Source organism: Candidatus Dactylopiibacterium carminicum, assembly GCF_014736495.1.
GTDB classification, from domain to species: domain Bacteria; phylum Pseudomonadota; class Gammaproteobacteria; order Burkholderiales; family Rhodocyclaceae; genus Uliginosibacterium; species Uliginosibacterium carminicum.
Map to the genome: position 1 here is coordinate 21271 of NZ_MDUX01000019.1, position 19556 is coordinate 40826.

The following is a 19556-nucleotide window of genomic DNA, read 5'->3' on the forward strand; positions in this document are numbered from 1 at the left end:
AGAATGCGGGTCGCTTCCCATTCTCCCAGAGCCTCACGCCTTGATCTAGTTCCGCAAGCTTGCGCTCGCGCGCGGCGCCCGCCGTCTCATCGAAGATCTTTCCCTGCAGATTCACCCCGGCTGGCGCATCGGGGTCGTTGGCGCCAACGGCAGTGGCAAGTCCAGCCTGTTTGCCCTGTTGCGCGGCGAGTTGCACCAGGAGCAGGGCGAACTGGAGATCCCCCCGGCGTGGATCACGGCCCACGTCGCCCAGGAAACGCCGGCGCTGAGCTGCAGTGCGCTGGATTATGTGATCGACGGCGACACCGAGCTGCGCCATGTCGAACGCGAACTGGCACAGGCCGAGGCTGCGCACGATGGCCATCGCATCGGCGAGCTGCACAATCGCTTGCAGGAGATCGACGGCTATGCGGCCAATGCGCGCGCATCCACACTGCTGCACGGCCTGGGTTTTGCCGACGCCGATTTTGTCCGGCCGGTATCGGATTTCTCCGGGGGCTGGCGCATGCGGCTGAACCTCGCGCAGGCCTTGATGTGCCGCTCCGATCTGCTACTGCTTGATGAACCGACCAACCACCTCGATCTGGATGCCGTGGTCTGGCTGGAGAAATGGCTCGCAGCCTATCGCGGCACCATGCTGCTGATTTCGCACGATCGTGACTTCCTCGATGCTTGTGTGACCCATGTCGCGCATCTGGATCAGCAGAAGCTCACGCTCTATACCGGCAACTACGATGCCTTCGAGGATCAGCACGCCGCCCAGCTTGCCCAGCAGCAGGCGATGTACGAGCGCCAGCAGCGCGAGGTCGCGCATCTGCAGAAATACATCGACCGCTTTCGCGCCAAGGCCACCAAGGCCCGCCAGGCACAGAGCCGCATCAAGGCGCTGGATCGCATGGAGCGCATCGCTGCCGCGCACGTCGACACCCCCTTCGATTTCTCTTTTCCGGAGCCCGACCGCGCACCCGATCCGATGCTGACGCTGAAGGACGTGCGGCTGGGCTATGCCGACAAGACTGTGCTGACTGGCGTGAAGCTCGAACTGCGGCCCGGCGCACGACTGGGCCTGCTCGGGCCCAACGGCGCCGGCAAGTCGACGCTGATCAAACTGCTGGCTGGCGATATGGCCGCGCAGGCCGGTACGGCGCTGTTCGGCAAGGGCGTGGTGCTCGGCTATTTCGCGCAGCACCAGCTTGAACAGTTGCGCCCGGATGAGTCGCCTTTGCAGCATCTGGTGCGTCAGGAACCGATGACGCGCGAGCAGGAACTGCGCGACTATCTCGGCGGCTTCGATTTTCGCGGGCCGATGGCCGATGCGAAGGTCGGCCCCTTCTCCGGCGGCGAGAAATCCCGCCTGGCGCTGGCGCTGCTGATCCGCCACAAGCCCAATCTGCTGCTGCTCGACGAACCGACCAACCACCTCGATCTGGAGATGCGCCATGCGTTGACGCGTGCGTTGTCGGAGTACGAGGGCAGCATGGTGCTGGTGAGTCACGACCGTGCCCTGTTGCGCACGGTCTGCGACGATTTCCTGCTGGTAGCCGACGGCGTGGCGCAGCCTTTCGATGGCGATATCGATGACTACCTGGTCTGGCTGGATGCCCGCCGTGCCCGCGAGAGCGCTGCCAGCATGGATGCGCAGGCCGCCGATGACAAGGCTGCGCGCATTGCCGCGCGCGAGGCCGAAAAGGCGGACCGGCAGGCAAGACTCACGCGGCGGCGTCCCTTGCTCAAGGAGCTGGAGCAGCTTGAACGCAAGCTAGGGGGCTGGCAGGGCGAGAAGAAACTGCTCGATGATCGGTTGGCCGATCCCGCGCTCTACAGCGGTGGGGATTCCACGCTGGTGCAGAGCCTGCTCAAGCGACAGGGCGAACTGGCGGCGAGCATCGATGAGGGCGAGGAGCGCTGGCTGGAGATCCAGACCGAGCTGGAGGATATCGGCGAGGTGTGACTTTGCCGGAGCAGGCGCGATGTCCATGGCGCACCCTGCGGCATGCTCCGGGTGTGTGGCGCGCGCTGCGCGCACCGTATAATTACCGGTTTCGCGCATCCGACCCAGGTATTTCCGTCATGGAACTCGCCAAGAGCTTTGAACCGGCCGACATCGAGCGTCGCTGGTACCCGCAATGGGAAAAATCCGGCTATTTCGCCGCAGGGCTTGACCAGAGCAAGCCCGCCGACCAGTCCTTCTGCATCCTGCTGCCGCCGCCCAATGTGACGGGCACCCTGCACATGGGGCACGGCTTCAACCAGACCATCATGGACGCGCTGACGCGTTTTCATCGCATGAGCGGTGTGAACACGCTGTGGCAGCCCGGCACCGACCACGCCGGTATCGCCACGCAGATCGTCGTTGAGCGCCAGCTCGATGCGAAAGGCGTCAGCCGTCATGATCTGGGGCGCGAGAAATTCATCGAAAAGGTCTGGGAGTGGAAGGAGTATTCCGGCGGCGCGATCACCCAACAGATGCGTCGCCTTGGGACTTCGCCGGACTGGAGCCGCGAGCGTTTCACCATGGACGCAGGCCTTTCCAAGATCGTCACGGCAACCTTCGTGCGTCTCTACAACGAAGGCCTGATCTATCGCGGCAAGCGCCTGGTGAACTGGGATCCGGTGCTGGGCACCGCGGTGTCCGATCTGGAGGTCGTGTCCGAAGAAGAAAACGGCCATTTGTGGCACCTGAATTACCCGCTGGCTGATGGCTCCGGTCATCTGACCGTGGCGACCACCCGCCCCGAAACCATGTTGGGCGACACCGCCGTGATGGTTCATCCGGAGGACGAGCGCTACAAGCACCTGATCGGCAAGATGATCCGCCTGCCACTTTCCTCGACGCAGGGCGATGCGCTGGATGCTGCTCACTGGCGCGAGATTCCCATCATCGCCGATGAGTATGTCGACAAGGAATTCGGCACAGGCTGCGTGAAGGTCACCCCAGCGCATGACTTCAACGACTATGCGGTCGGCCAGCGCCATCATCTGCCGATGATTTCGGTGCTGTCGCTGGATGCGAAGATCAACGACAACGCCCCGGCCCGCTATCACGGGTTGGATCGTTTCGAAGCACGCAAGCAGATCGTGGCCGATTTCGAAACGCTGGGTCTGCTGGGCGAGATCAAACCGCACAAACTGATGGTGCCGCGTGGCGACCGTACGAACGTGGTCATCGAGCCGATGCTCACCGACCAGTGGTTCGTTGCCGTGAACAAGCCCGGCCCCGATGGCAAGTCGATCGGCCAGAAGGCGATCAAAGTCGTCGAATCCGGCGAGATCAAGTTCGTGCCCGAGAACTGGGTCAACACCTACTACTCCTGGATGCGCAACCTGCAGGACTGGTGCATCTCGCGTCAATTGTGGTGGGGCCACCAGATCCCGGCCTGGCACGGTGCGGATGGCCGTGTGTGGGTTGCCCACGACGAAGCCGAGGCAAAGGCGCTGGCCGCCGGGGATGGTTATACCGGTGAGCTCACGCGTGACAACGACGTGCTCGATACCTGGTATTCCTCCGCGCTGTGGCCGTTCAGCACGCTGGACTGGACGCCCGAGTGGCCGGCGAAGAGCAATCCTGCGCTCGACCTTTACCTGCCCTCCTCGGTGCTCGTCACCGGCTTCGACATCATCTTCTTCTGGGTCGCCCGGATGATCATGATGACCAAGCACATCACCGGCAAGATTCCGTTCAAGCACGTCTATGTGCATGGCCTGATCCGCGATGCGGAAGGCCAGAAAATGAGCAAGTCGAAGGGCAACGTGCTCGACCCGATCGACCTCATCGACGGCATCGGGCTGGACGATCTGATCGCCAAGCGCACCACCGGCCTGATGAATCCGAAGCAGGCCGAGAGCATCGCCAAGAAGACGAGGAAGGAATACCCCGAAGGCATTCCGGCCTTCGGCACTGATGCATTGCGCTTCACCTTCGCCTCGCTGGCGTCGCCCGGCCGCGATATCAAGTTCGACATGCACCGCTGCGAGGGCTATCGCAACTTCTGCAACAAGCTGTGGAACGCCACACGCTTCATGCTGATGAACTGCGAAGGCAAGGATTGCGGGCTGGATAGCCACGATCTGGAGTACTCCTTCGCCGATCGCTGGATCGTCTCGCGCCTGCAACGCAGCGAGGCCGAGATGGGGCAGCAATTCGCCGACTACCGCCTGGATCTGGCTGCACGCACGATCTACGAGCTGGTGTGGGATGAATACTGCGACTGGTATCTGGAGCTCGCCAAGGTTCAGCTGCAGCAGGGCAATGAGGCCCAGCAGCGTGCCACGCGCCGAACCCTGATCCGTGTGCTGGAAACGATTCTGCGCCTGGCGCATCCGCTGATCCCTTTCATCACCGAAGAACTGTGGCAGACCGTGGCCCCGCTGGCTGGCGCCAGGCAGACTGACTTCATCGGCACCGCTGGCTATCCGGTGAGCGCGCCCGAGCGTATCGACGAGGCCGCCGAAGCCACCGTGGCCGAGCTGAAGGCGCTGATCAACGCCTGCCGCAGTCTGCGCGCCGAGATGAGCCTTTCGCCGGCGCAGAAGGTGCCGTTGCTGGTGGCCGGTGATGAGGCGACCGTGAAGCGTTATGCACCGTATCTCGCTGCGCTGGCCAAGCTGTCGGAAGTCAGCGCCGTTGGCGCCGAGCTGCCGGCTTCGCCCGCGCCGGTGCAGGTGGTGGGCGAGTTTCGCGCCATGCTCAAGATCGAGATCGATGTGGCCGCCGAGCGCGAACGCGTCGGCAAGGAGATCGCCCGCATCGAGAACGAAGTCGCCAAGGCCGAGGCCAAGCTCGGGAATGAAGGCTTTGTGGCGCGTGCGCCTGCCTCGGTGGTCGAGCAGGAAAGAAAGCGCCTGGCCGATTTCAGATCGACGCTGGAGAAGCTGCGTGAGCAGCTTGGCAGGCTGGGCTGATCTGCCCGGATGAAAACTGGCCCCTGGTTCCATCACGATGCGATGGCCCGGTCCTTCAAGGGGGGCTTTTTCATCCTGGGGCGGTCCGGCGATGAAAAAAGAGCCGCCCTCGGGCGGCTCTTTTTGTATGCAAGGCATCAGGCGCGTTGCCGTATCACGTCGTGTATCGTGGCTTCCAGCATTTCGCGCGGCAGCGGTTTGCCGAACAAGAACCCCTGGAAGCAGTCGATGCCGCAATCCAGCAGGTGCTCCAGCTGCTCGTGCCGCTCCACTCATTCGGCCAGGATCTGTACCTTCATGGATTTCGCAATCGAGGCCACGCCGGCAACGATGGCCTGACTCATGGAGTCGTCGGTCACGTCATCGACAAAAGCGCCATCGATCTTGATCTGGTCGAATGCCAGATGCTTGAGGCCTTCCAGTGAGGAATAGCCTGTGTCGAAGTCGTCCAGCGCGAAGCGCACACCATACACGCGCAATTGTTCGATCACGCGCGAGGCTGCCGGGAAGGATCTTGCCTGGACGTGCTCGGTAAGCTCCAGGCACAGTTTGCCGGGCGGCGGCCGGTATTTTTCCAGCAGGCGGACGACGGTCTGTACGAAGGCGGGGTGCTCGAAAGCCTTGGCCGTGATGTTGACGGCCAGGCTCATCTCCCTGAGTAACGGATCGTGTTGCCATTTGCCCAGCGTGGCGCAGGCACTGTCGAGCACCAGATTGTCGATGTCGTGGATCAGGTCGCAGGCCACGGCATCGGGCAGAAATTCCATCGGGCCGAGCAGCCCGGGTGGTGCCAGCGCAGCAGGGCTTCCACACCAATCGGCTTGAGCTCGCGGTCCACCTGGATCTGGTAGAGCAGTTCGAGCTGGCGGGATTTGAGTGCGGCCCGTAATTCCTTCTCGATGCTGTCCTGCTGCTGCAGCGCCACTTCCATGCTGGGCTCGAAGAACCGGTAGAGGTTGCGCCCCTGCTTCTTGGCGCAGTAAAGCGCGATGTCAGCCCGTTTGGTGAGTTCATCCACGCTCCAGCCATCTTCGGGAAAGCAGGCTGCACCGATACTGCCGTAGGAGTACACCAGCAGATCTCCGATGACGTAGGGCTGGGCCAGCACGCTCAGGACGAGTTGGCAAACCGATTCCAAATATTGCCTGAGCGGCCGCCTGTCATTTTCCGGCGCGCGGATCAGCAGCACGAATTCGTCGCCACCGAAGCGGGCGATCATGTCGTTCGAATCGATGCAGGATTGCAGGCGCTGCGCCACCTGGCACAGCAGGATGTCGCCGACATCATGGCCGTAGAGGTCGTTGGTTTTCTTGAAATTGTCCAGATCGACGAACAACAGCCCGGAGGCCGCACCTTCGCCACTGACCAGGCGATGCAGCCGTTCGTTTACCGCACGCCGGTTGTACAGCTTGGTGAGCGGATCGGTGGTGGATAGTTTTTCCAGATGGTTGTTCATCTGGTCGAGCTGCTGGTTCTGCAGCGACAGCAGCCGGTTGATGCGTGCCAGTTCTTCTTCGCGCTGCTTGCGGTCGTTGATGTTGAAGGTCACGCCGATGAAGCGGTGCATGCCGCTTTCCTTGGCGCCGCGCATGACCTTGCCGTAGTTGGCATACCAGACCCATTCGCCATCCTTCCCCAGGAGGCGGAACTCGCTGCGGTAGTTGTCCGCTCGCCCCTCGCGGTAGGCCACCAAGGCGGTATCGATGGCCGGACGGTCTTCCGGATGAACGATGTCTAGCCAGAAATTCAGGCTGTTGCCGACTTCTTCCAGGCTGTAGCCCAGTTCGATGAAAGTCCGTGTTGCCGGATGGGTCACCGTGCCTGCCACCAGGTCGTTTTCCCATAGGTCCAGCCCGGCGGCTTCCACCGCGAGCTGCAGCCTGTCGTGATCGTCGCTGGTGGGCTGGGGACTCCGCATCCGAGCAAGATGTCATCGGCACGGCGACCCGGAGCGGGCCGCCGGCCATCCTTCAATCAATAGGGCAGTGCGCTGGCATAGCCGATCGAGCGCAACAATCCGGCGAACGAATCCAGGACTCCCGGCGTGGCTACCAGCCGGGGGTGCGCTGCGATCTTGATCACGCTGACTTTCTTGCCCGAACTGCGCCCCGACGAGAAATCATAGTAGACCGAGAGATCGGAGGTCGCATTGGAGAAACCGGCCGCCTGATCCTCGGAGTAGTAGCAGATCGAGTCCGGCGCCAGGATCAAGGGCGCTGCCTGGCTGGTGGAATAGGCGATGAGGTTCTCGTTGAGGTTGTAGATGTAGAAGCGGCTGGTGCTCTTGGACGGATCAGGATCGTTGTCCAGACGGATGATGCCGGCGTCGAGCGAGGCATCGCTGGTGGCTTGCGTTACTTGCGTGATGTAGTGGTTGGTCGCCACGGCTTCCGTGGTGCGCCCCGTCAGGACCGATATCTGGCGGACGACCGCAGCCGTTTCGGGCCGTGTGCGCAGGAAGTTGCCCAGTACGCGGATCTGCCCCAGGGTGTTTGGGATGTACTGGCCGCTGAGCGCGAAACCGTTGGCCCTGCTCGAAGGCCACATCGAGATGCCGGCGAAGGCTCCGAAGGCTTTCACCACCGCGCCAGCCAGCGTTTCAACCTGGGCCGTGGTCGGTGTGTTGACCACGCCGGACTGCATCTGGCTGGCCTGGGTGGCGTTGTCAGCCACCACGCAGGGCGTGGGTGGCAGGGTGGCGGCACCGGCATAGGTGGTCTGCGGCAGTTCCGGTACGGCGCGGCCGGCGCCGTCTCCATCGACGACCCAGCGTACATCACCGAGTTGCAGTGCAGCCGCCAGCAGAGGCACCAGCAAATTGATCGGGCCGATCTCGATGGGAATCGAGCAGGTCGGGCTGAAGCCGCAGGTGGCCTTTTGCACGGCCAGGGTATTGCCGATGGAGCTGCTCAGTTCCGTGAGGGTCATGTCGCCCGCAGCATCCGGTGACCCCATCATGGCGATCACGCTGCAAGGGCTGGCACCGTCATAGTCTTTGACTGTCACGGTGCCGCCCCAGCCCGAGAACTGCTTCAGGATCAACTGCGCGTCCTGATATCCACCACCGCCGCCGCTGCCCAGGATGGCTGCTCCTGCGGCGACGTCCTGAAAATCGCTCAAACCCCAAGATTGCTCTGACATCATGACTCCCCGGCTGATTGGAAGAACTGCTGGAAATCCTGCTGACCTGGATTTCGTAGCGGATCATCCGGGGGAAACTTTAAGAACAATAATGTTCGATCATGAAATCATATGTCGTCGGGCTGGCAGGCGTGAGGTTGCAGGGCGAACGAACCGGCCTGTGGCCTGAGGTCAGCGTTCGGAGCCCTTGCTGGAAACGACATCCAGCCAGACCGCGAGCAGCAGGATCGAGCCCTTCACGATCATCTGCCAGTAGCTCTCCACGCTGAGCATGGACATGCCGTTGTCCAGACTGGCCATGATCAGCGCGCCGATGATGGCGCCCAGCACGGTGCCGGAGCCGCCGCGCATCGAGGTGCCGCCGATGAAGCAGGAGGCGATGGCGTCCAGCTCGCCCATGTTGCCGGCCGAAGGCGAGCCGGCGGCCAGCCGAGCGGTGTTGGTGAGCCCGGCCAGTGCGCACATCGCGCCCATCAGACCAAAGAGCGACATCTTCACCAGCTTGGTGTTCACACCGGAAAGTCGGGTGGCTTCGAGATTCGAGCCCACGGCGTAGATGCGCCGGCCGAACACCGTGCGGCGTGCCATGAAGGAGAAGGCACCAAGGATCACGAGCATCAGCAATACGGGCACCGGGATGCCTTCATAGCTGTTGAGCACGCTGACAAAGCCGCCGATGATGATGGCAATCGCCGCCAGCTTGGCGCCTTCCTGCCACCATGGCGCCACTTCCAGCTGATAGCGCCGGCGTCCGGCACGCGTGCGCAGGGTCAGCACCACCATCAGGCCGAACAGTAATACGGCCAGTACGTAGCCCACGCCAGCGGGCAGGTAGGCTTGGCCGAAGCCGACGAAGGCCTTGGATTCGATCGGGATGGTGGCGCCGTCGGTGACGGCGAGCAATGCGCCGCGGAACACCAGCATGCCGGCCAGGCCGACGATGAAGGAAGGTACGCGCAGGTAGGCTACCCAGTAGCCGTTGAACAGCCCCAGCAGCATGCCCAGGGTCAGCACGATGCAGAGGTTGGCCCAGAACGGCACCTGGAAGCTGACGTCCAGCACGGCGGCCACGCCGCCCAGCAGGCCCAGCATGGAGCCTACCGAGAGGTCGATTTCGCCGGCAATGATCACGAACACCATGCCGCAGGCCAGCATTGCCGTGATGGCCATCTGGCGGAACAGGTTGGAGATGTTGCGCGAGGTCAGGAAGGCGCCTTCGCTCTGCCAGGTGAAGAAGGCCCAGATCAGCGCGATGGCGATCAGCAGGGCGAGGATCTTGTAGCGGGAGAAAACTTCCTGGATGGTACGGAGCGCATTCATGTCATGTCGTCCTGTCGTCATGCCGCCTCGGCAATCTGGCCGATGGCGGCGGCCATCACGGTTTCCTGGCTCAATCCGTCGTTGATAAAGTCACCCCGCAGGCGGCCTTCGCCGCTCACCAGTACCCGATCGCTCACGCCGAGGAGTTCTGGCAGTTCGGAGCTGATCATGAGGATGGCCACGCCTTCTTTCACGAGCGCCATCATCAGCTTGTAGATCTCGTACTTGGCACCCACGTCGACGCCGCGTGTGGGTTCGTCGAGGATCAGCACGCGCGGGCGTGCCAGCAGCATCTTGGCGAGTACGGCCTTCTGCTGGTTGCCGCCGGAAAGCCCTCTGATCGCCAGCAGCGGGCTGGCGGTCTTGATGTGCAGGCGGGCGATCATTTCTTCGATGGCCTTCAGTTCCGCAGCTTCGTCGATCAGCCCCAGCCGGGCGTAATGCTGCAGGACGGAGAGCGTGATGTTGTAGCCCACCCCCATCAGCGGCACGATGCCGTGGCGCTTGCGATCCTCCGGCACCAGGCAGATGCCGGCCTCCACGGCTTCCTGTGGCGAGCGCACGCGCAATGGCTGGCCATCGAGCCGCAGCTCCAGGCCATGCCGGCCCGGGTAGCTGCCGAAGATCGCCATCGCCATCTCGGTACGTCCGGCCCCCACCAGTCCAGCCACGCCGAGGATTTCGCCGTGTCGCAGGCTGAAGCTGACGTCATCGACGCGCTTGCGCATCGGATTGTCGATGTCATGACAGGTGACATGCCTGGCTTCGAACACGACCTCGCCGATCTCGTGCGCCTCGCGCGGGAACAGCTCGGTGATCTCGCGGCCGACCATCATGGTGATGATCTGGTCTACGGTGAGCTCACCCATCGGCCGCGTGCCGATGTGGCGGCCATCGCGGATCACGGTGATGGTGTCGCACACCGCTTCGATCTCGTCGAGCTTGTGGGAAATCATCACGCAGGCCACGCCCTTGCGTTTCAGGTCGCGGATGATGTCGAGCAGGATGGCGGTCTCGGCCTTGGTCAGCGAGGAGGTGGGTTCGTCGAGGATCAGGAGCCTGGCGCGCTTGTTGAGCGCCTTGGCGATCTCGATGAGTTGCTGATGGCCGCCGCCATACTGGGCGACAGGGCGCGCCACATTCACATGCGGCATCTTCAGCTCGGCCATCAGTTCGGCGGCGCGGCGATGCATGGCCGCGTAATCGAGCGTGCCCAGGCGGGTGGTGATCTCGTTGCCGAGAAAGACGTTCTCAGTGACCGACAGGTGCGGTACGAGCATCAGCTCCTGGTGGATGATGACGATGCCGGCCGTCTCGGTCTCGCGTACGCCGCGTGCGCGCAGTTCCTGTCCGTCCCAGTGGATCGAGCCTTCCCAGTCGCCGTAGGGATAGACGGCGGACAGCACCTTCATCAGGGTCGATTTGCCGGCGCCGTTCTCGCCGCACAGCCCGACGCATTCCCCCGGGCGAACGCGAAGGTCGATGCCATTGAGCGCCTTCACGCCAGAGAACGCCTTGACGATGCCGCGCATTTCCAGCAGGTAATCAGCCACGCAGCCTCCCGGAGCCAAGTGTGCTGGTCATGCCGCAGACTGGGGGCACGGCCAGCGGGCGTTGAGCGCCTGTTCATGTCCCGCGCAGGGCTCTGGCGCATCCTAGCTGCAAGAGCCCTGCTGCAGACTTCGGGTAGACGCTTACTTGATGCCCAGCTGCTCCTTGGTGAAGAACTTGTCGGTCACCAGAAGGTTCACGTTGTCCTTGGTGATGATGGTCGGCGTGAGCAGGACGGAGTCGACCTTCTTGGCGCCGTTGTCGAGCTGGGCGTTGTAGGCGGGTTTTTCACCCTTCACCAGTTGTACGGCCAGCTTGGCGGCGCCTGCGGCGATCTCGTGGATCGGCTTGTAGACAGTGAGCGTCTGCGTACCGGCAAGCACGCGCCGGGCTGCGGCCAGTTCGGCATCCTGGCCTGAGACGGCGACCTTGCCGGCGAGCTTTTGCGCGGCCAGCGCCTGGATCGCACCACCGGCTGTGCCGTCGTTGGAGGCGATGATGGCGTCGACCTTGTTGGCATTGCGAGTCAGCACGTTCTCGATGATCTTCAGCGCTTCCTCTGGGTTCCAGTCCTTCACCCACTGGTCGCCGAGCAGCTTGATGTCGCCACGGTCGATATAGGGCTTGAGTATCTGCATCTGGCCTTCGCGCAGCAGCTTGGCGTTGTTGTCAGTCGGCGCGCCGCCGAGCAGGTAGTAGGCCCCCTTGGGTACGACCCTGACGATGCCCTCCGCCTGCAGCGCACCCACGCGCACATTGTCGAAGGAGATGTAGGCGTCGACGTCGGCATTGAGGATCAGGCGGTCATAGGAGATCACCTTGATGCCGGCTTTCTTGGCCTCGCGTACGGTGTTGGTGAGCACCTTGGAATTGAAGGGCACGATGACGATGGCGTCGACCTTCTTGGCGATCAGATTCTCGATCTGCGAGATCTGGCGCTGCTCGTTGGCATCGGCCGACTGCACGTTGACCTCGGCGCCCAGCCCCTTGGCGGATTCGACGAAATAGTCACGGTCGCGCGTCCAGCGCTCGACGCGCAGGTCATCGATGGAAAAGCCGATCACCGGTTTTTCCTTCGAGGCGAAGGCGGGCAGGCCGGCCAGGGCGGCGATCGCAGCCAGCGTGACAAGCAGGGTGCTGCGTTTGGCGGAACGGATCATCAGAGTCTCTCCTCAGGTGGCAGGGAGCGCTCGGCTCCCGACGCCGGCGCCCTGGATGGCCGGGTGCCGGTTCTTGGCGACGCGCTTGCAAGGGCGGCGAGCGCGCCTGTGTGTAGGCAAGCTAGTGCGTGCTGGGAGGGTTGGCTGTAATCCCATACTTTCGGGATGCCGCCGGAGCCGCCGTCGATGATTTCGACCCTGTATGCCCATGCAAAGAAAAAGCGCCTGCGACCGGGGAGGCCGCAAGCGCTTGCACGGGTAAAAAAGGAATCAGTGCGCGCCGGCTCCGGCGCTGGCATCGCCGCCCTGTTTTGCCGGCCGGGAGAACCAGACCGGGATGATCAGTACCAGGAAGATGAAGCCGGAGAGCCAGAAAAATTCTACGGCGCCCAGTGTTGCCGATTGCACATCGATCATCCGGTTGATCACTCCCAGTGCCTGCTGCTGGCTCATGCCCTGGGACATCAGACCGTCCAGCGTGAGCTGGGCGGCGGGCCGGTACTGACTGATGCTTTCCGCCAGCTGCGCATGGTGCATCGCACTGCGGTTTTCCCACAGCGTGGTGAACAGGGAGGCCCCGAATGCGCCGGCGGTGATGCGTACGAAGTTCGTCAGACCCGTTGCGGCGGGCATCTGGTGTGGCTGCAGGCCGGACAGCACCACGCCCGTGAGCGGCACGAAGAAGCAGGCCATGGCCGCGCCCTGGATGAACTGTGGGATGACCACGCCCATGAAGGTGACGTCCGTGCTGAATTTCGCGCGCAGGAACGCCGTGATCGCAAAGATCACGAAGGCGGTGGTGGCCACCCGGCGTGCATCCAGGCGTGGCATGTACTTGCCGATGATAGGCGAGAGCAGTAGTGCCAGGATGCCGACCGGCGCTGTGGCGAGCCCCGCGAGGGTGGCGGTGTAGCCCATGTACTGCTGCATCCACAGCGGCATGATCACCACGTTGCCGAAGAACACGCAGTAGCCCATGGAGATCGCGATGGTGCCGACGAGGAAGTTGCGCCGCATGAATAGCCGCAGATCGACCACTGGGTGTTCATCGGTGAGTTCCCACACCAGGAAGAAGCAGAAGCTCACCAGCGCCACGACGCCGAGCAGGATGATCTCGCCGGAATTGAACCAGTCGAGCTCCTTGCCCTTGTCGAGCATGATCTGCAACGCGCCGACCCAGACCACCAGCAGGATCAGCCCCACGGTGTCGATGGGCAGCTTGCGGGTAGGCATCTCGCGGTGGCGCAGCAGGCGCCAGGTCATCCAGGCCGCGAGCAGCCCGGTCGGCACGTTGATGTAGAAGATCCACGGCCAGGAGAGATTGTCCGACAGCCAGCCGCCGAGGATGGGGCCCATCACCGGTGCGACCAGGGTAGTCATCGACCACGCAGCCAGTGCCATGCCCGCCTTCGCTGGCGGGTAACTCTGCAAAAGCAGGGTTTGCGACAGCGGGATCATCGGGCCAGCGACCAGGCCTTGCAGTACGCGGAAGGTGATCAGCATGGTGATGCTGCTGGACACGCCGCAGAGCCAGGAGGTGATCACGAACAGCAATATCGAGACGACGAACAGCCGTACCTGGCCGAAGCGCTGTGCCAGGAATCCGGTGAGCGGTACCGAAATGGCGTTGGCGACCGCGAACGAGGTGATCACCCAGGTACCCTGGCTGGGTGATACGCCCAGATCACCCGAGATCGCCGGGATGGAAACGTTGGCGATGGTGGTGTCCAGCACGTTCATGAACGTCGCCAGCGCCAGCACCAGTGTGGCCAATACCCGCGCGCCACCTTCCAGCGGCGGGAAATGAGTGGCAGGAGCCTGTGCCATGATGGCTTATCCCCTTGCGGCGATCTGCTGGCCGAGATTCCTGCGGATGATCTCGTCAACCCGTGCCTTGGCCTGTGCGAGCGCAGCCTCGGCGGCTTCGAAGCGCGGCGCTTCGGCGCGTGACTGCAGCACTGGCTGGCCGTTGCGGGAGTGGGTGTCCACGTTGACGATCATCGACAGGCCGACACGCAGCGGATGCGTGGCAATCTCCTGCGGATCCAGCGAGATGCGTACCGGCACGCGCTGCACCACCTTGATCCAGTTGCCGGTGGCGTTCTGCGCCGGCAGCAGCGCGAATGCGCCGCCAGTGCCCGCACCCAGGCCGGCGATGCGGCCCTGGTATTCCACCTTCGAGCCATAGATGTCGGCTGTCAGCACCACGGGCTGGCCTACACGCATCTCGCGCAGCTGGGTCTCCTTGAAGTTGGCATCTACCCACACGCTGTCTAGCGGCACCACCGCCATCAGCGGAGCTCCGGGGGCCACACGTTGGCCGACCTGCACGTTGCGACGGGCGATCTGGCCATCCAGCGGGGCGACCACATGGGTGCGCGCCACGGCTAGCCAGGCTTCCTCGACACGCGCACCGGCACGCTGCACGGCAGGGAAATCCGTTACCTGCGTGCCCTCGGTCTGGGCGCGATTGGCGGCGAGCTGTTCGCGTGCGGTAACCAGCGACGCTTCGGCGCTGCGCAGCGAATCGCGGGCATGGTCGATCTCTTCCAGTGCCACGGCGCCGGTCTCGGCAATAGCCTGGCGACGGGCGAGGTCCTGTTTCCAGCGTTCGACCTCGGTTTCGCGTACGCGCACTTGTGCGGCCAGCGTGGCGTTGTTGGCGAACAGCGTGCGCACCTCACGCACGGTTTGCGCCAGCGAGGCTTCGGCCTGATCCAGCGCGACGCGCGCGTCGGCAGGGTCCAGCTCGATCAGCGTGGCGCCGGCCTTGACCATGTCGGTGTCCTCGGCCTTCACGGCCAGCACGGTGCCGCCCACATGGGGCGTGACCTGCACGACATGGCCGGAGACATAGGCGTCGTCCGTCTCTTCATGCCAGCGGCCGTATTCGTACCAGTAGGTGCCGTAGGCCACACCGGCCAGCGCCACCGCGCAGGAGAGGATCACCAGGCCGCGTTTGCGCGTGCCGCTGGCGGGAGAGGGGGAGGGATTCGGGGTATTCATTGTGTATGTGCTCCGGGGTGCAGCAGTCGGTGTTATGTGGCGTTCAGTTGGCAGCAAGCGTGAAAGGATTGGCGTCGGGCGAGAAACCGCCGCCCAGCGCCCGCTGGAGTCCCAGTGCGGCATCGAGGCGGCGGGCATGCAGATCGGTGAGCACGCGTTGCTGGGCAAGCACCTGCAGCTGGGCGCCGAGCAGCTGCACGCGGCTGGCCAGGCGGCGTTCCACACGTGTCTGCGTGAGCTGCACGCCACGTTCGGCGGCAGTAAGGGCTTCGCGCGCCATGGCGTTCTGCTGTTGCATGCCTTCCAGGCTGCGCGCCTGGTCTACGACTTCGTGCAGGGCGTCGAGCAGGGTGGCGTTGTACTGGGCGACGGCAGCGTCGTGGTCCGCGTTGCGCGTGGCCAGATTGGCGCGCAGGCGTCCGCCTTCGAAGATCGGCAGGCGGATGGCCGGTCCGCCGCCGAGGATGCGGGCATGCGAATCGAGCAGGTTTTCCAGCCCCAGCGAGGAAAAACCGAGAAAGGCCGTGAGGTTGACGTTCGGATAGAACTGCGCGCGCGCGGCTTCGATGTCGTGGCTGGCCGCCTCGACGCGCCAGCGGCTGGCCAGCACGTCCGGCCGGTTGCCGAGCAGATCGGCCGGCAATTGAGACGGCAGCCGTGCGTCCAGGCTGGATCTGATCTGCGGACGTCCCAACTGACCGTCCTCGGCCTGAGATTGTCCAGCCAGCGTCATCAACCGGTCACGTTGCAGGGCCAGCTGGGTCAGCGTGGCGGCGCGTTCAGTGCGCAGGGCCGCGATGCCGAAACGTTGCTGGCTACGATCGAAATCAGGGTCCAGCCCTGCCTTCACGCGGATGCGTTGCAGATTCTCCAGTTCGCCACGGGTGGTGATCAGGGCATCCAGATGGTCGAGCTGGCGATACAGGCGGTCGTACTCCACCCAGCCGCGTGCCAGTGCGGAAGCCAGTGCCAGTTTTGCGGCCTGTTTCTCCACTTCGGCTTCGCGCAGCAGGGCTTCGGCGCTCTTCAGGCCGGCACGGTAGCGCCCCCACAGATCCAGGTCGATGCCTGCATCCAGCGCGAGGCGGTTGTTGGTGCGCCAGCTGCCGGCAACCGGCGCGGGAATCATGCCGTTTTCGGTGAAGCGCTGGCTGGTGGAGTCGAAGTTAGCGTTCAGCTGCGGTTCGCGGGCGCTGTCGGCCAGCTGGGTGAGCGCTGCAGCACGGCGGATGCGCGCATCCGCCAGTTGCAGACTGGGTGCTTCGGCCCAGGCCTTGGCGATCAGGGCGTCGAGCTGCGGGTCGCCGAGCTGCTGCCAGTATTCGCCGGAAACGGACGGCGTACCGGTCGGTAGTGCCAGATTCAGTTCGCCCAGCGACGCCGGGTTACGCAGGGCCGTGACCGTCTTCGAGTCGCCTTGCGAGGCGCAACCGGCCAGCGCTGCCAGCAGCAGCGCAAGGATCAGGGGAGGGTGATTCATTATGGTTTCCAGGCGTCAGCCGGCGTTGGCCAGCATTCGGCGTAGCAAGGATTTGAGTTGTGCCACTTCTTCGCGCGTGAAGCCCTTTAAGTGGCGGTTGTGCATGGCGGCACCCTTCTCGCGCAGTTGCGGGAGAAGGGCTTCACCCTGTTCGGTGAGGCGTATCTGGACGACGCGGCGGTCTTCGGTGGAGCGCTCGCGATGGATGAACCCCTTTTCTTCGAGCCGGTCGAGCATGCGTGTCATCGAGCCGCTGTCGTAGGGGAAATCGCGACAGAGATCGGTCGCCGTCCCGCCGCAATGGTTCGCAATGCGCATCAAGGTCACCCACTGTGGCGCGGTGAGGTCCAGCCCTTGAAGCTCCTGATCCAGCGCTGCCACGAACGCGCTTTTCAGTCGTGACAGGAGCAGGCCGATGCTTTCGTCCATACGGTAGGTCGAGGCTTCGTAATGAATGGGGTCGGGATCGTGGTGGGGTTTTTCTGTCATGACAGTGTCTGCTTTTAAATTGACTGCCTAGGCAGATATAAGTCTCGTAAAGCCTCCTTGGGATGTCAAGCCGTTGTAATGCGAGAAAACTCGATTGGTCTGACAAATCAGGGCGAGATTCCGGGCCACTGGTTTCTCGGGGTGCGAAAGTCCACAAGGCGAGTGGCTGCGGAATTCCTGATAGCCATCAAGCCTTGGCGAATAGTGCGGAATGCGCCATTGGCGGATTTGGCGACGATATTCCACCAGGCGGGACTGTCGAGGGGGCGTCGGGGCAGCATTCAATTTTTTGACAAAGTGTTGCAGTCATCAAAAGTCAGGCAACAGATTGGTTTATGCTGTGATTAATTAGAATAATTCTTTGCCGGGGCGATAGCGCTCTGGTCTAGCGGGAGGAGATGCATGAGCACAGCAGCAAAGATCCGCGCTGTCGTACTGGCAGCCATGGGGGCCCTGACATTCACTGCCTGTGGTGGTGGCGGTGGCGGTGGCGGTGGTAGCGGAAGTGGAAGCACCAGCGCCAGCTATAGCTCCAGTGCAGGTAGCTCAAGCAACTCGAGCAGTAGTGCCGAGACCAGCAGCAGCTCCAGCCACAGTAGCTCCGAGGCCTCGACCGGGGAGGATCTGAGCCTGCAGGTGCCCACCCTCGCCTATGACGACACCAGCCTGCATCTGGTCTGGCAGAAGCCCGCGGACTATTCGAATGTTGCCGACTTCAATGTCTATCAAGATGGAGTCAAGCTGGGCGGCGCCTGGGACAACAACGTGGCGAATTCGCAGGCCGGGTCTTACATCAAGTTGTTCTATGCAAAGGACACCGCGGGTTTCCATACCAAGGTTCTCTTCCACAACTTCAAGGTGACCGGCCTGCAGCCGGATACCAGCTACCGTTTCGCCGTGCGGGCCGTGTATAAGGACGGGACCGAGTCGGAAGATAGCCTGCCCGTGCAGGACTGGACCGCCGCTGCGTTCACCAATGTGGTCAATGTGGGCGATCGCGGCGCTGTCGGCGACAACAGCACCCTCAATACGGTCATCATCCAGGCGGCCATAGACGAATGCTCCGCGGCCTCCACCTCGGCCTATGGCTGCAAGGTGGTCATTCCGGCGAATCTCGCCAGCGGCAGCGAATTCAAGACCGGGGCGCTCTTCCTGAAAAGCAACATGACGTTCGAGATCCAGGAGGGGGCCACGCTCCGCGGATCGTCAAGCGCGGATGAATATCCGCTCAGCAAGGGTTATCAAATCTACAGCTATTTCACCAATGCCACGGATGACCGCCGGCCCCCGTCCTTGCTCAATGCGTTGAGCGAGGATCACCGCAACGGCAGCAGCGCCCTGGCAGACCACAATGGCTACGACGAGCAGCGTGGTGTCTTCCGGAATATCCGCGTGACCGGCAAGGGCACCCTGGATGGCAATGGCTGGAAGCGGTCTTCAGATGCCACCCACGAACTCGGGAACACGTTGGCGCTGTTCGAGAGCAGTGGTTCTTCCACCGTGCTTTCGAACGGGGTGCTGGCCAAGAACCAGATGACGGCGGCCACCAGCGATACCTCGGGGACCGCGTTCAGCAATTACTACAGCAATCGCCGCTCCAGCCTGGCAACCTTCCGGGGCGTCACGGACATCTATGTCGGGGATCTGAAACTGACCAACCCGGCCTTTCACGGCGTGATGTTCCTGGAAAGCGAAAACATGGTGTTCGCCAACGCCAGACTAGAGACCTTCGACATCAACAACGCGGATGGTGTGGAGTTCGGCAACAGCGATGGCGCCATCGTGTTCAACAACTTCGTGGATACCGGCGACGACTGCATCAACTTTGCCGCCGGGCAGGGCAAAGCCTACGAGAGCGGCGTCGAACCCATGCATAACGCCTGGATCTTCAACAACTATCTGCGCGAAGGGCATGGAGGCGTGGTCATGGGCAGCCATACCGGTGCCTGGATCCAGGACATCCTCGCCGAAGACAACGTCCTGTTCCTGACCGATGTCGGTCTGCGCATGAAGAGCACCACGGAAACGGGGGGCGGCGCGCGGCGTGTGGTGTTCCGTGACAATGCCATGCTCAACGTGGGCACCAAGAACAGCGTGACGCTGGGCGGCAGGACCTTCAGCAACAACAGCAATGCCAGTCCTTTCACCTTCACCCTGTCCTACGGTGCCGGCTCGAACACCTTTGAAGGTGCGACGAGCGCTGCGCAGTTCTGTGAGGTCACCGTGCGCAACGTGACGGTCGACAACGTGAGCACCAGTACGGGCTCCGCCGTGATCGGCCTGTCGGGATCCGAAGCCGGTTCGGCGTATCCCGAGACATTCCACGAGCAGATCGTCTTCGATACGCTGAAGTTCAAGAACGTGAAGGCACCCAGTATCGATCGGCTGAAAGTCGGCAGTTTCCGTGACATCACCTTCACCGATTCCGGAACGAGCTGGACGATCACCAATTCGAGCGGCCTGAGTTTCAAGAGCGTTACCGGCCAGTCGGATACACAGTGATCGCC

The 19556-nt window shown here is 62.9% G+C and carries 14 protein-coding genes; 3 read left to right on the forward strand and 11 right to left on the reverse strand.

What is annotated here, in order from left to right:
• Positions 1-88 precede the first annotated feature (88 nt).
• A complete protein-coding gene (locus tag BGI27_RS07570) occupies positions 89-1951 on the forward strand; it encodes an ATP-binding cassette domain-containing protein (RefSeq protein WP_223871668.1) in 1863 nt (620 codons plus the stop codon).
• Between the two features lie 119 nt (positions 1952-2070).
• Positions 2071-4902 carry a valine--tRNA ligase gene (locus tag BGI27_RS07575; protein WP_095524283.1) on the forward strand — a complete coding sequence of 944 codons (2832 nt, stop codon included), beginning with the start codon at positions 2071-2073 and terminating at the stop codon, positions 4900-4902.
• Positions 4903-5039: 137 nt separating this feature from the next.
• Here the strand turns inward: BGI27_RS07575 and BGI27_RS07580 are convergent, their stop codons facing one another.
• From BGI27_RS07580 to BGI27_RS07630, 11 genes are all read right to left on the reverse strand, one after another.
• Positions 5040-5174: an EAL domain-containing protein gene (locus tag BGI27_RS07580; protein ID WP_141239708.1), complete on the reverse strand. Its 135-nt coding sequence runs from the start codon at positions 5172-5174 to the stop codon at positions 5040-5042.
• Positions 5175-5669: an EAL domain-containing protein gene (locus tag BGI27_RS07585; RefSeq protein WP_095524284.1), complete on the reverse strand. Its 495-nt coding sequence runs from the start codon at positions 5667-5669 to the stop codon at positions 5175-5177. It abuts the gene before it with no gap.
• A complete protein-coding gene (locus BGI27_RS07590; protein ID WP_095524285.1) occupies positions 5633-6820 on the reverse strand; it encodes a sensor domain-containing diguanylate cyclase in 1188 nt (395 codons plus the stop codon). Before BGI27_RS07590 ends, BGI27_RS07585 begins: the two co-directional genes overlap by 37 nt.
• 56 nt (positions 6821-6876) lie before the next feature.
• Positions 6877-8022 carry an S-methyl thiohydantoin desulfurase domain-containing protein gene (locus tag BGI27_RS07595; protein WP_223871664.1) on the reverse strand — a complete coding sequence of 382 codons (1146 nt, stop codon included), beginning with the start codon at positions 8020-8022 and terminating at the stop codon, positions 6877-6879.
• A gap of 192 nt (positions 8023-8214) precedes the next feature.
• Positions 8215-9363, reverse strand: coding sequence for a sugar ABC transporter permease (locus tag BGI27_RS07600; protein ID WP_095524287.1), 1149 nt, complete (start codon positions 9361-9363; stop codon positions 8215-8217).
• 17 nt (positions 9364-9380) lie between these two features.
• Positions 9381-10916, reverse strand: a complete 1536-nt coding sequence (gene xylG / locus BGI27_RS07605) for a D-xylose ABC transporter ATP-binding protein (RefSeq protein WP_095524288.1) — start codon at positions 10914-10916, stop codon at positions 9381-9383.
• 141 nt (positions 10917-11057) lie between these two features.
• Positions 11058-12074, reverse strand: coding sequence for a D-xylose ABC transporter substrate-binding protein (gene xylF, locus BGI27_RS07610; RefSeq protein WP_095524289.1), 1017 nt, complete (start codon positions 12072-12074; stop codon positions 11058-11060).
• A 270-nt stretch (positions 12075-12344) separates the two neighbouring features.
• Positions 12345-13901 carry a DHA2 family efflux MFS transporter permease subunit gene (locus tag BGI27_RS07615; protein ID WP_095524290.1) on the reverse strand — a complete coding sequence of 519 codons (1557 nt, stop codon included), beginning with the start codon at positions 13899-13901 and terminating at the stop codon, positions 12345-12347.
• 6 nt (positions 13902-13907) lie between these two features.
• Complete coding sequence (locus BGI27_RS07620) at positions 13908-15080, reverse strand: HlyD/EmrA/EmrK family protein (RefSeq protein ID WP_095524291.1); 1173 nt, start codon at positions 15078-15080, stop codon at positions 13908-13910.
• 43 nt (positions 15081-15123) lie between these two features.
• Positions 15124-16560: an efflux transporter outer membrane subunit gene (locus BGI27_RS07625; protein WP_095524292.1), complete on the reverse strand. Its 1437-nt coding sequence runs from the start codon at positions 16558-16560 to the stop codon at positions 15124-15126.
• Between the two features lie 15 nt (positions 16561-16575).
• Positions 16576-17049: a MarR family winged helix-turn-helix transcriptional regulator gene (locus BGI27_RS07630; protein WP_095524293.1), complete on the reverse strand. Its 474-nt coding sequence runs from the start codon at positions 17047-17049 to the stop codon at positions 16576-16578.
• A gap of 402 nt (positions 17050-17451) precedes the next feature.
• Here BGI27_RS07630 and BGI27_RS07635 point away from each other — a divergent pair, with 402 nt between their 5' ends.
• Positions 17452-19551, forward strand: a complete 2100-nt coding sequence (locus BGI27_RS07635; RefSeq protein WP_223871665.1) for a glycosyl hydrolase family 28 protein — start codon at positions 17452-17454, stop codon at positions 19549-19551.
• Positions 19552-19556: the final 5 nt, after the last annotated feature.

What these genes read in the sequence shown, in the direction of transcription:
- BGI27_RS07635 (WP_223871665.1), top strand. Translation starts at nt 17,452, where the DNA reads ATGAGCACAGCAGCAAAGATCCGCGCTGTCGTACTGGCAGCCATGGGG.
- BGI27_RS07630 (WP_095524293.1), bottom strand. Translation starts at nt 17,049, where the DNA reads ATGACAGAAAAACCCCACCACGATCCCGACCCCATTCATTACGAAGCC.
- BGI27_RS07620 (WP_095524291.1), bottom strand. Translation starts at nt 15,080, where the DNA reads ATGAATACCCCGAATCCCTCCCCCTCTCCCGCCAGCGGCACGCGCAAA.
- BGI27_RS07600 (WP_095524287.1), bottom strand. Translation starts at nt 9,363, where the DNA reads ATGAATGCGCTCCGTACCATCCAGGAAGTTTTCTCCCGCTACAAGATC.
- BGI27_RS07625 (WP_095524292.1), bottom strand. Translation starts at nt 16,560, where the DNA reads ATGAATCACCCTCCCCTGATCCTTGCGCTGCTGCTGGCAGCGCTGGCC.
- xylF (WP_095524289.1), bottom strand. Translation starts at nt 12,074, where the DNA reads ATGATCCGTTCCGCCAAACGCAGCACCCTGCTTGTCACGCTGGCTGCG.
- BGI27_RS07575 (WP_095524283.1), top strand. Translation starts at nt 2,071, where the DNA reads ATGGAACTCGCCAAGAGCTTTGAACCGGCCGACATCGAGCGTCGCTGG.
- BGI27_RS07585 (WP_095524284.1), bottom strand. Translation starts at nt 5,669, where the DNA reads ATGGAATTTCTGCCCGATGCCGTGGCCTGCGACCTGATCCACGACATC.
- BGI27_RS07615 (WP_095524290.1), bottom strand. Translation starts at nt 13,901, where the DNA reads ATGGCACAGGCTCCTGCCACTCATTTCCCGCCGCTGGAAGGTGGCGCG.
- BGI27_RS07590 (WP_095524285.1), bottom strand. Translation starts at nt 6,820, where the DNA reads ATGCGGAGTCCCCAGCCCACCAGCGACGATCACGACAGGCTGCAGCTC.